This is a genomic window from Spiroplasma endosymbiont of Tipula paludosa, assembly GCF_964264785.1.
In the GTDB taxonomy this organism is placed as follows: domain Bacteria; phylum Bacillota_I; class Bacilli_A; order Mycoplasmatales; family Nriv7; genus Nriv7.
On the sequence record NZ_OZ183484.1, the window covers coordinates 171,285 to 183,473 of the forward strand.

The following is a 12,189-nucleotide window of genomic DNA, read 5'->3' on the forward strand; positions in this document are numbered from 1 at the left end:
AAATAAACTTAGCATCATGAAATTTTTATATGAAATCTTTTGCAATTTTATTTACTTGCACTTACAAGTATAATTCAGCATATCTATTAATTTTATTATACTTTTTCATCTTGTAAGTTTTAAATTTATTTTATTTCCTTTAAATTTTATTTTATCTGTTATGTTTATGCCTAATTTTTGAATTGATTTTCAGCCGTTGTCATTTTTATAAAAGTAAGCGTTGTTTAAAGACCCATATTGATTTTTTATTCATTTAGGTGCATTTAAGAGTTCATTTTTATCTTCTTCCGAAAAATCTAAGTAGTAAAGATTTTCTATATTTTCAATTGGCACACCTGCATATTTGTTTATTGTTATTTTTGCACTAGGCAAGTTTAACAGATGAGTTTTATTCTCATTAGGTAATATTGTTTTATTTTCTTTTTTAGAACATCCAACTATTGGTAATATTGTTAGTCCCAAAAGAGCTATTTTATTTAAAAATGCTGAATTATACTTGTAAGTGCAAGTAAATAAAATTGCAAAAGATTTCATATAAAAATTTCATGATGCTAAGTTTATTTTAGAAAAAGTAAATTTAAGGAGTTTTTATATGGGATACAAACATCTTGGCATAGATGAAAGAATTTATATTGAGAATCAATTGAAATTTAAAGTAAAAATTAGTGAAATAGCTAAAAATCTTAATCGAAGTATTAGTACTATTAATCGAGAAGTTAATAGAAATAAAGATAATAATCATTATTTTTCATTAATTGCACAAAATAAAGCAGAAAATAGAAAACAATTACATGTTTATTTTCATAAATTTAAAAATAGAGAATTAGTAAAATATGTACAACAAAAATTATTATTAGGTTGATCGCCTGAACAAATTTATGGCAGAATTAAAAATTTTCATCAAGAATGAATTATTAGTTTTAAAACAATTTACAATTGAATTTATTCTGGATTACTTGAAAAGGTTACTAGTAAAAATTTAAGAAGAAAAGGTAAGAAACGAAAATCTCAAGAAAATCGGGGTAAATTTAATGGTAAATCCATTAAAGAACGAAATGTTAATAATCGCATAACTCTTGGCCATTGAGAAGGTGATACTGTAGTATCATCACGAGGTAAAAGTAAATCATGTTTAATAACTTTAGTTGAAAGAACATCAAGATTTACTTTAGCAATATTAGTTGAAAATAGAACTACTAAAGTTATTAACAAAAATATTAGTCAGTATTTATCAATTCTTCCAAATAATCTTGTTAAGACTATAACATTTGATAGGGGTAAAGAATTTGCTAATTGACAACAACTTGAAAAAAATTTAAATGTGAAAATTTATTTTGCTGATGCATATTCACCTTGACAAAGAGGTACTAATGAAAATACTAATGGTTTAATTAGAGAAAAATTTCCTAAAAAATTTAATTTTTCAAACACTACTAAAAATGCAGTTCATAAATTTATATTGTCTTTAAACCAAAGACCAAGAAAAATACTAAATTATCTTTCGCCAATCGAATATTTGGTTAGAAAAATAATTTAGTTGCACTTAACTTTACAATTTGGCATATAATATCACTACGAAAGTAATACTACTTTCGTAGTGATATTAAAAGATAAGTATTTGGAAAGGAACAATAATAATGAAAAAAATATTTGTTTATAACGCGGGACCATTATTTAGTGAAGCAGAACAAAATCAGAGAAAAGCAGAAGGAATAAATTTAAGAAAGCAATTAGGTGATAATTTTGAAATTTTAAATCCGATTGAGTTTAGTTTTAATAGTGAAAATGCTACGCCAAAAAATAACGAGATATTTAAAAAAGATTATGAAGAGATTAAAAAGTCAAAATATGTAATATTTGATATTGATGGCCGTGATAGTGGAACATATATGGAATATGGTTTTGCCTTTGAACAGTGTTTGCAGGAAGAAAAATATTTAATATGTGTTTATAGTGATTTTAGGTTGTATCAATCAAATATTGATGTTGAGGAAATTCCTGGATATGGTATTAATGAGATGATATCAGGTAGTTTACAATACAATGATATTAGTAAAAAGAAAATTTTTAAGGTTAAAAATTTTCAAGAAGCAATTAATAAAATTAAAGAAATTGAAGGAATTTTAAAATAGTAAAAGGGAATAAATTTTTAATTCTTTTTACAAATGAAGAAGCAATGTTGATAGAATTTAAAAAATAATTTCTATCAACATTTTTGTAAAATTATTTATTAACATTTTTTTATATGCTGAATTATACTTGTAAGTGCAAGTAAATAAAATTGCAAAAGATTTCATATAAAAATTTCATGATGCTAAGTTTATTTTAGAAAAAGTAAATTTAAGGAGTTTTTATATGGGATACAAACATCTTGGCATAGATGAAAGAATTTATATTGAGAATCAATTGAAATTTAAAGTAAAAATTAGTGAAATAGCTAAAAATCTTAATCGAAGTATTAGTACTATTAATCGAGAAGTTAATAGAAATAAAGATAATAATCATTATTTTTCATTAATTGCACAAAATAAAGCAGAAAATAGAAAACAATTACATGTTTATTTTCATAAATTTAAAAATAGAGAATTAGTAAAATATGTACAACAAAAATTATTATTAGGTTGATCGCCTGAACAAATTTATGGCAGAATTAAAAATTTTCATCAAGAATGAATTATTAGTTTTAAAACAATTTACAATTGAATTTATTCTGGATTACTTGAAAAGGTTACTAGTAAAAATTTAAGAAGAAAAGGTAAGAAACGAAAATCTCAAGAAAATCGGGGTAAATTTAATGGTAAATCCATTAAAGAACGAAATGTTAATAATCGCATAACTCTTGGCCATTGAGAAGGTGATACTGTAGTATCATCACGAGGTAAAAGTAAATCATGTTTAATAACTTTAGTTGAAAGAACATCAAGATTTACTTTAGCAATATTAGTTGAAAATAGAACTACTAAAGTTATTAACAAAAATATTAGTCATTATTTATCAATTCTTCCAAATAATCTTGTTAAGACTATAACATTTGATAGGGGTAAAGAATTTGCTAATTGACAACAACTTGAAAAAAATTTAAATGTGAAAATTTATTTTGCTGATGCATATTCACCTTGACAAAGAGGTACTAATGAAAATACTAATGGTTTAATTAGAGAAAAATTTCCTAAAAAATTTAATTTTTCAAACACTACTAAAAATGCAGTTCATAAATTTATATTGTCTTTAAACCAAAGACCAAGAAAAATACTAAATTATCTTTCGCCAATCGAATATTTGGTTAGAAAAATAATTTAGTTGCACTTAACTTTACAATTTGGCATATTTAAAGGATTTATTGACTATTAATTTTATTTAAAATAATTGCAGTTTAAAGCTAATAATGTTATTATTTTTTATGTAGTATAAAATATGCCCATGTAGCTCAGTTGGATAGAGCATGCGCCTTCTAAGCGCAGGGTCAAGAGTTCAAGTCTCTTCATGGGCGCCATTTAAAATAAAAATGTTGGTGAATAATTTTAATGAATAATAAATATTATAGTTTTTTTATTAAGGAAATTGAACAGTTAATTGCTAATGAAAACTATGAGCAAGCAAAAGTTAAGTTAAAAATTGAATTAGATTTACCTTATATACCAAAAAAATATGAACAACAAATTATTAAATTTTATGATGAAATTCAACAGTTAACAAAAGAAAAACCAAATATTAAGCAATGAGATTTAGAGACAATTAAAGAAATTATTAATAATCCTTTTGATGAGGAAATTCATTTAGTAGCATTTAATTTTTTAGAACAGCAAAATGCTAGGAAAATATTATCAACATTACGAGATTATTTAAAAAATTCTTTGTTTAAAAATGAAAATAAAACGCATTTGTTAATAGCTTTAAAGAGACAAGATATTGATGGGGTGTTTATTGTTCAAAAAACACATGGTCAGTATTTTGTTAATCCGATATTGATTTCTGAATTTCATCTTGATGAATGTACTAAAAAAGTTAAAACTATTTTAAGTAATTTTGTTTATAATGATAATCCTAGTTTAGAACAGGTTTGTTGATACTTATGAGAAAATTATTGATATAGTCAGTATCCTAATTTGCCATTAATGGCGGATCTTTCTGCGGTAGTTAGTGCTATTATTTATAAAGCACAAATTATGCAAGGTGATGATGAATGTAAGTTAGAACAGATTTGTCAAAATTTAAAGACTGATGTTGTTCTTACCCAAAGATTTTTATTACAAATTGAGAAAGAACAAATTTTTTAAGATTTTATTGTTGAGATATTTGCTAAAGTTTAATTGCATTTAGTAATTAATCAAGGGTATAATTAAATAGTTGAAATATAGGAGGATATTTGATGAAATTTACAAGTAAAAAAAATATTGAAGAAAATAAAGGAAAGTATATTATTGAATTTGAATCAGAAGAATGACAAGATATTATTGAAAAGGTAACAAAGAAGTTGAAAGCCCGTTTACAAATACCAGGTTTTCGTAAAGGCAAAGTACCAGAAGCGATGGTAGAAAAATATTTAAGTGAAGCAGAAATTTTAAATAAAGCTCATAATATTGCAGCTGATAAAGCGTGACAATTTGCTTTATTACGAAATGATCCATTGCAACCTTTTAATCAGCCAAGTTGAAATATTGATACTTTGTCAATGGCAAAATATATTATTTCTTTTGAATTTGATTTAAAACCGGAAGTTAAAGTTGAAAAATATACAAATATAAAAATTGAGAAAATGGCAAATATTGTTAATGATGAGGATATTAATCAAGCACTTAGTCAGTTACAAGAAAAATCAGTTATTTTAGAAATTAAAGAAGATAAGATTACTAATGGTGATGTTGTTATTTTTGATTTTGAAGGGTTTAAAGATGGCGAACCTTTTGCTGGTGGAAAAGCTGAAAATTTTAGTTTAGAAATTGGTTCAAAAAAGTTTATTCCTGGTTTTGAAGAACAAATGATTGGATTGATGGCTGGTGAAGAAAAGGATTTACTTGTATCGTTTCCTAAAGATTATTTACAACCAGATTTAGCAGGAAAAGAAGTAACTTTTAAAGTTAAGATTAAAGAAGTTAAAAATAAGATTGTTCCAGAAATTAATGATGATTTGGCAAAAGATGCTAATATTGATGGTATTGAAGATTTAGCACAATTAAAAGATTATATTAAAGAAAATTTGATTAAGCAAAATGAAGAAAAAATTAAAGATGAGTTTATTAATAATTTATTATTAGAAATTTCTAAAACAGCAACGATTCATATTCCTCAATCAATTATTGATAAAGAAGTATTAAATCTTCAAGGTCAGTTTGAGGAGAAGTTAAAAGAACAAAATATTGATTTAAAACAATATTTAAAGTTAACTAAATTAACTGAATTAGATATTAAAAAAGAGTTCCGAGGCGAGGCTAAAGCAAAAATTAGTAATTATTTAATTATACAAGAAATTATGAAGCAAGAAAATATTCAAGTTAGTAATGATGAGGTAGAACAAGAAATTATTGAGTTGGCTAAGTTTTATAAGATGACACCAGAAGAAGCTAAAGAAAAAATTATGGATACTAGTATTGTTGAAGAAGGTTTAAAACATCGTAGGATATTAAATTTTCTTTATGAGAATAATGGATAAAATAGATTTAGCACTTTAATATTGCAAGTGCTAAATTTTTATTATATGCTGAATTATACTTGTAAGTGCAAGTAAATAAAATTGCAAAAGATTTCATATAAAAATTTCATGATGCTAAGTTTATTTTAGAAAAAGTAAATTTAAGGAGTTTTTATATGGGATACAAACATCTTGGCATAGATGAAAGAATTTATATTGAGAATCAATTGAAATTTAAAGTAAAAATTAGTGAAATAGCTAAAAATCTTAATCGAAGTATTAGTACTATTAATCGAGAAGTTAATAGAAATAAAGATAATAATCATTATTTTTCATTAATTGCACAAAATAAAGCAGAAAATAGAAAACAATTACATGTTTATTTTCATAAATTTAAAAATAGAGAATTAGTAAAATATGTACAACAAAAATTATTATTAGGTTGATCGCCTGAACAAATTTATGGCAGAATTAAAAATTTTCATCAAGAATGAATTATTAGTTTTAAAACAATTTACAATTGAATTTATTCTGGATTACTTGAAAAGGTTACTAGTAAAAATTTAAGAAGAAAAGGTAAGAAACGAAAATCTCAAGAAAATCGGGGTAAATTTAATGGTAAATCCATTAAAGAACGAAATGTTAATAATCGCATAACTCTTGGCCATTGAGAAGGTGATACTGTAGTATCATCACGAGGTAAAAGTAAATCATGTTTAATAACTTTAGTTGAAAGAACATCAAGATTTACTTTAGCAATATTAGTTGAAAATAGAACTACTAAAGTTATTAACAAAAATATTAGTCATTATTTATCAATTCTTCCAAATAATCTTGTTAAGACTATAACATTTGATAGGGGTAAAGAATTTGCTAATTGACAACAACTTGAAAAAAATTTAAATGTGAAAATTTATTTTGCTGATGCATATTCACCTTGACAAAGAGGTACTAATGAAAATACTAATGGTTTAATTAGAGAAAAATTTCCTAAAAAATTTAATTTTTCAAACACTACTAAAAATGCAGTTCATAAATTTATATTGTAGACTTGGTACATAACTATAACATTTTATGCCGACTAAACTATAAAATTCATTTTTATCTTTGTATTTATCTAACATTTGTATTTCATCTAAAAAATAATTATCAAAATAGTAGATAAAATTAAAGGTTATGTACCAAGTCTTGTCTTTAAACCAAAGACCAAGAAAAATACTAAATTATCTTTCGCCAATCGAATATTTGGTTAGAAAAATAATTTAGTTGCACTTAACTTTACAATTTGGCATATAATTAAGTAAATCTGTTTTATGGAGGTATCATAATGATAGATAAAGAACAAATAAAGTCTTTGGAAAATATTCCGGTTTTGGTTACACGAGGTAGTTATATTTATCCCGGATTTGAGCAGGTTTTAGAAATTGGTCGTAATAAATCATTAAAGACTATTGAAGTGGCTAAGGATAATTTTGATAATCAAGTTATTTTAGTATCACAAAAAAAACCTTTAGATGATGAACCAACAATTGATGAAATATTTGATGTTGGAGTTATTGCTAATTTAAAAATAAAAAAAGTTTGAGAAGAAGGTTCGTTTACGGTTAATTTTAAGTCACTTAATCGGGTTAAATTACTGAATTTAAAAGATAATGGTACTTATTATGAAAGTGATATTGAGGTTTTAGAATCAAATCATGAAGGTAGTGTTGAAGAATTAGTTCAAAAAATTACTAATAATTTAACAGGATTATTGGAAATGCAAGAAGGTCTTCCTGAAGATGTCTTACAAGAGATTAAGGTAAATATTAATAGTAGTCCTGGAGAAGTAATTGATACATTAGCACAGTTTTTACCTTTTTTACCGTTAGATAAAAAACAAGCTATTTTAGAAGAGTTGAATGTTGAACAACGCTTGAATCTTTTAGTTGATAATGTTAATAGTCGCAAGCAAACTGGTGAAATTGATCAAAATATTTCTGAAAGAATTAAAGTTAGAATTGATGAACAGCAAAAGAAATTTTATTTACGAGAAAAACTTGAAGCAATTAAAGAAGAATTAGGTGAAATTGATGACGATAGTAATGAGATGAAGAAATATTTAGATCGTCTTCAAAAAGAACCATTTCCTGAGAATATTAAAGTTCGTGTTAAGGAAGAAATTAATCGTTATGAAATGATGCCACAAGCATCAAGTGAAGCTAATATTATTAGAACATACATTGATTGGGTAATGGCGATTCCTTGACATGAAGAAAAGGAAGAAATTGAGGATTTACCATTTGCTTTACAAACTTTAGATAAATATCATTATGGTTTGGAAAAAGTTAAAGAACGAATTATTGAACATTTAGCTGTTAAACAAATGACTAAATCATTAAAAGGGCAAATTATTTGTTTAGTAGGTCCTCCCGGAGTAGGAAAAACTTCACTTGCTAAGTCAATTGCTGAAGCAACAGGAAGAAGTTTTGTGAAGTTATCATTAGGTGGTGTTCGTGATGAATCAGAAATTCGTGGTCATCGAAAAACATATATTGGTTCAATGCCAGGAAGAATAATCCAATCAATGAAACGAGCTAAAAGTATTAATCCTTTATTTTTGCTTGATGAAATTGATAAGATGGCTAATGATTATCGTGGTGACCCTGCTAGTGCGATGTTGGAAGTATTAGACCCAGAACAAAATTTTGAGTTTTCTGATCATTACTTAGAAGAAAATTATGATTTATCAAAAGTAATGTTTATTGCTACGGCTAACTATATGGAAGATATTCCCGAACCATTATTAGACCGAATGGAAATTATTCAATTATCATCTTACACAGAAATTGAAAAAATGGAAATTGCTAAAAATCATTTAATTGCTAAAGTATTGCAAGGTAATGGTTTAAATGAGCAGTTATTAAAATTTGAAGATGGTGCAATTAAAGAAATTATTAAATATTATACTCGTGAAGCTGGTGTACGACAGTTAGAGCGATATTTGCATCAAATTGCGAGAAAGTTTATTGTTCGTTATTTAGCTAAACATTTAAGTGATGAATTAGTGAATATTGAAAAGGTTAAGCAATATCTAGGTAAACATAAGTTTGAATATACTGAAAAAGAAGGAACAGCCCAAATTGGTGTTGCTACTGGTTTAGCATATACTGCTTTTGGTGGCGATATTCTTTCAATGGAAGTAAATTTCTTTTCAGGTAAAGGACAGTTAGTTTTAACAGGAACTTTAGGTGATGTTATGAAGGAATCAGCAAATATTGCTTTGGATTATTTAAAAGCTAATAGTAAGAAGTTTAATATTGATTCCAAGTTTTTTAGTAATAATGATATTCATATTCATGTTCCTGAAGGGGCAGTACCTAAAGATGGACCTTCAGCGGGGATTACAATAACAACAGCAATAATTTCTGCTTTAACTAAAAGACCTGTATCTAGTGATGTTGGAATGACTGGGGAAATAACTTTACGAGGGAATGTTTTACCGATTGGTGGTTTAAAAGAAAAATCAATTTCTGCTCATCGCAGTGGGATTAGTACAATTTTAATACCTGATAAAAATATGAAAGATTTAGATGATATTCCTAACGAGGTGTTAAATGAATTAAAAATTATTCCGATTAAACATTATGAAGAAGTATATGACTTTATTTTTAATTCTAATTCAACAATAACATCCACTGATGTTATTACTGATGCTGTAGCAGTTGCTGCTTAATTATGAAGATAATTAATACTATAGACTTGGTACATAACTATAACTAGCTTAATTCAAAATTATATATTCCTGAAATTAAGTTAAATCGTAATCCAAATCTTCTAATCTTATTGCGATAACGATAAACTAGTATTTTAAATCTTTTTAATCTAGCAAAAACATGTTCAATGGCAATTCTAACTTTACTTAAAAAGCTATTATATTCCTTTTTATCTGGATTTAAGGGATTATTTTTACTCTTTTTAATTGGCAATAATGTATTTTTATGAACATTTTGCAAACCTTGATAGCCTGAATCGGCAATTAATTCTAATTTTGGATTTATAAGTGTATTTGATTTTAAAAATAACTTATAATCATGAATACTGCCATAACAAAAATCTACTGAAATAATTTTATTGTTAAATAAATCAATAATTATTTGTGATTTTAATGAATGTTGCCTTTTCTTACCAGAAAATAATAATTTTAGTTTTTTTTAATTCTTTCAATTGGAATTTCTGTAGCATCAATTGCTAATAAATTATTATTAGTAACTTTATGTTCCAATAATATCTTTTTGCCAGGTATATGAAAGTGACTATTTTTTATTAGAGTATTTTCAACTCAAAAGATATTACGAATACAACTAACATGACTAATATTATATTTTTTTGCAATAATACGATATGTACTATATTCTTTTCAGTATTCTAAAGTCATAAGTAATCTTTGCTCTATTGATAATTTATTTGGTCTACCACCAATTTGTTTTTGTTTAGCTTTAGCTTCTTTTAAAATTTCTACCATTTTCATGAAAGTTTTATATTTTATGCCTATTAGACTATAAAATTCATTTTCGTCTTTGTATTTATCTAACATTTGTACTTCACCTAGTAAATAATATTATCAAAATAGTAGATAAAATTAAAGGTTATGTACCAAGTCTAATATATATATATATATATTACAGGAAAATCCTTAATATCATTAGAAAGATGGCAAAACCGATTAAAAATTGAAAGGTATAGTAAAAAGCTGGTACCGTTTTAAAAACTGGGAAAATAGCGGTTGAAAAGTTAACTGTTGCTTTTGCAATAATTGTTAATGGTCGTAAAATGGTAATTACTTGTGAAGCTGTCAGCATTCAGTTTATCATTTTGATACCAGCATTTTGAATGGCGCAGCTAATATCATTAAAGGTTGGTATTCATCGTCCGGAATATTTGCAATTTGCTGGCGGAATTAAGTCATCTCATTCTGAGTTGGTGGAACCGTCGGCAATAAAAGCTGTGGAATTAAGTACATTAAAATCATAGATTTTAAAATTGTAGTTAGAGATATTACTTTTGTGATAAAGGGGGAATGTTAAGGTAAAAATATTAATACCATAACGAATATCAATGTCAGTATTAAGATAATTAATTTTGTTATTTGCTGGTTCAGATAATAAAGTAATGAGTTTATTATCATAGGATTTAAGGACATTACTTTAACATCCGCATCCTACCCTTGGAACTAATTTAATAGCGTGTATATTTTTAGGAAATCCACCCATTCATTTTTTTATTGCAAAACGAAACAAATTGCTATAGCTAATAGGATGTTATCTATCAACCGGTAAACTTCTTTTGGTTATGGCGACCACCCACAATTTATCGTGCTTTAATACATACCAACATTATTAATTCACTTGTATTTAATTTTCAAAGAACAAATTTTTAACACCTTATAAAATAAAAAGACAATCATTGCTGAATGTCTTAATACTTATTCAAATCTTTACCCACCTAACAAAACTTTATGCGTCCTTATTAATTTTATTAAATTTTAACTAATATTTTTGCTTACTTAAATCTATTATATTTATTTGTTATAGCATTACCTTTATAATTAATTCAACTATCATCATTTTTATTATTATATTTATTTCATAATGACTTTTTATATATTTCTTTTCTGAGGGCGCATAAAGTTTTGTTAGGTGGGTAAAGATTTGAATAATTTTGAAAGAAAAGCAACTAAAAATTTATTACCTTTTTACTTGAAAAATAATTAATAAAACAAAATATTTAATATTAACAAACATATTCTTAATAAAAGGTTATAAAAACTAAGTAAAATGCTTATAAAAACAACATTAAAATAATTTTTTACAACAAAAATCATACATAAGAAATATATACTTAATTTGCATATTGAAATAATTTATAGTAAATGACTATTTTTTCTTTTTTAAAAAATACCTAAGAAAACTAAACGCGACCAATTAATAATTTTTCATTAGACTTGGTACATAACTATAACATTTTATGCCGACTAAACTATAAAATTCATTTTTATCTTTGTATTTATCTAACATTTGTATTTCATCTAAAAAATAATTATCAAAATAGTAGATAAAATTAAAGGTTATGTACCAAGTCTATTTAAGAATGGCAAATTTAAACAAATTAAATGTATTACATTACATTAATGAAAATATTAATTCAGAAATAGAAATCAGAAAAGAAATATATAAAAATTCATTATGAAATAAATATAATAATAAAAATGATTATAGTTGAATTAATAAGGGCAGTATTGTATATACGAATAAATATAGAAAACATAAATTTAGATAATTAGTGAAAATTTAATAAAATTAATAATTTTTTGTTGTGTAAAAATTCAATAATATGATAAAATCATAACGAATAAAAATGACAATAACAAGAAAGGCAGGGTTAGTTTAGTAATTAAATAATATAAATTAGCTGATTGTTTTACTTCTTCAAAGCAATACCTAAGAAAACTAAACGCGACCGACTTGGTACATAACCTTTAATTTTATCTACTATTTTGATAATATTATTTACTAGGTGAA

The 12,189-nt window shown here is 25.2% G+C and carries 11 protein-coding genes and 1 tRNA gene; 9 read left to right on the forward strand and 3 right to left on the reverse strand.

What is annotated here, in order from left to right:
- Positions 1 to 51: 51 nt before the first annotated feature.
- A complete protein-coding gene (locus ACFEL5_RS00980) occupies positions 52 to 534 on the reverse strand; it encodes a hypothetical protein (protein ID WP_375315488.1) in 483 nt (160 codons plus the stop codon).
- Positions 535 to 592: 58 nt separating this feature from the next.
- Between ACFEL5_RS00980 and ACFEL5_RS00985 the strand changes: the two genes are divergently transcribed.
- The 8 genes from ACFEL5_RS00985 to lon all read left to right on the forward strand — a co-directional run bounded on the left by ACFEL5_RS00985 (position 593) and on the right by lon (position 9,344).
- Positions 593 to 1,537 (forward strand): IS30 family transposase, encoded by a 945-nt coding sequence (locus ACFEL5_RS00985; protein ID WP_342277692.1) that lies wholly within the window; start codon positions 593 to 595, stop codon positions 1,535 to 1,537.
- Positions 1,538 to 1,637: 100 nt separating this feature from the next.
- Positions 1,638 to 2,132, forward strand: a complete 495-nt coding sequence (locus tag ACFEL5_RS00990) for a nucleoside 2-deoxyribosyltransferase (RefSeq protein WP_338967282.1) — start codon at positions 1,638 to 1,640, stop codon at positions 2,130 to 2,132.
- A gap of 223 nt (positions 2,133 to 2,355) precedes the next feature.
- The gene (locus tag ACFEL5_RS00995) at positions 2,356 to 3,300 is read left to right on the forward strand and encodes an IS30 family transposase (protein WP_338966716.1); all 945 of its coding nucleotides are present in this window, start codon (positions 2,356 to 2,358) and stop codon (positions 3,298 to 3,300) included.
- Positions 3,301 to 3,416: 116 nt separating this feature from the next.
- A tRNA-Arg gene (locus tag ACFEL5_RS01000) sits at positions 3,417 to 3,493 on the forward strand.
- A gap of 31 nt (positions 3,494 to 3,524) precedes the next feature.
- Entirely contained in the window at positions 3,525 to 4,277 is a 753-nt protein-coding gene (locus ACFEL5_RS01005) for a DUF3196 family protein (RefSeq protein ID WP_342189844.1), read from the forward strand.
- 92 nt (positions 4,278 to 4,369) lie between these two features.
- Positions 4,370 to 5,650 (forward strand): trigger factor, encoded by a 1,281-nt coding sequence (tig, locus tag ACFEL5_RS01010; protein ID WP_342189847.1) that lies wholly within the window; start codon positions 4,370 to 4,372, stop codon positions 5,648 to 5,650.
- A gap of 155 nt (positions 5,651 to 5,805) precedes the next feature.
- Positions 5,806 to 6,678: an IS30 family transposase gene (locus tag ACFEL5_RS01015; protein ID WP_375315489.1), complete on the forward strand. Its 873-nt coding sequence runs from the start codon at positions 5,806 to 5,808 to the stop codon at positions 6,676 to 6,678.
- A 278-nt stretch (positions 6,679 to 6,956) separates the two neighbouring features.
- Positions 6,957 to 9,344 (forward strand): endopeptidase La, encoded by a 2,388-nt coding sequence (gene lon, locus ACFEL5_RS01020; protein WP_338967273.1) that lies wholly within the window; start codon positions 6,957 to 6,959, stop codon positions 9,342 to 9,344.
- Positions 9,345 to 9,387: 43 nt separating this feature from the next.
- Here the strand turns inward: lon and ACFEL5_RS01025 are convergent, their stop codons facing one another.
- Both ACFEL5_RS01025 and ACFEL5_RS01030 read right to left on the reverse strand, forming a co-directional pair.
- Positions 9,388 to 9,810 carry a transposase family protein gene (locus ACFEL5_RS01025; RefSeq protein WP_342224593.1) on the reverse strand — a complete coding sequence of 141 codons (423 nt, stop codon included), beginning with the start codon at positions 9,808 to 9,810 and terminating at the stop codon, positions 9,388 to 9,390.
- Between the two features lie 2 nt (positions 9,811 to 9,812).
- Positions 9,813 to 10,205 (reverse strand): transposase family protein, encoded by a 393-nt coding sequence (locus ACFEL5_RS01030; protein WP_375315019.1) that lies wholly within the window; start codon positions 10,203 to 10,205, stop codon positions 9,813 to 9,815.
- 296 nt (positions 10,206 to 10,501) lie between these two features.
- Here ACFEL5_RS01030 and ACFEL5_RS01035 point away from each other — a divergent pair, with 296 nt between their 5' ends.
- Positions 10,502 to 10,642, forward strand: coding sequence for a hypothetical protein (locus ACFEL5_RS01035; protein ID WP_375315490.1), 141 nt, complete (start codon positions 10,502 to 10,504; stop codon positions 10,640 to 10,642).
- The last annotated feature ends 1,547 nt before the right edge of the window (positions 10,643 to 12,189 follow it).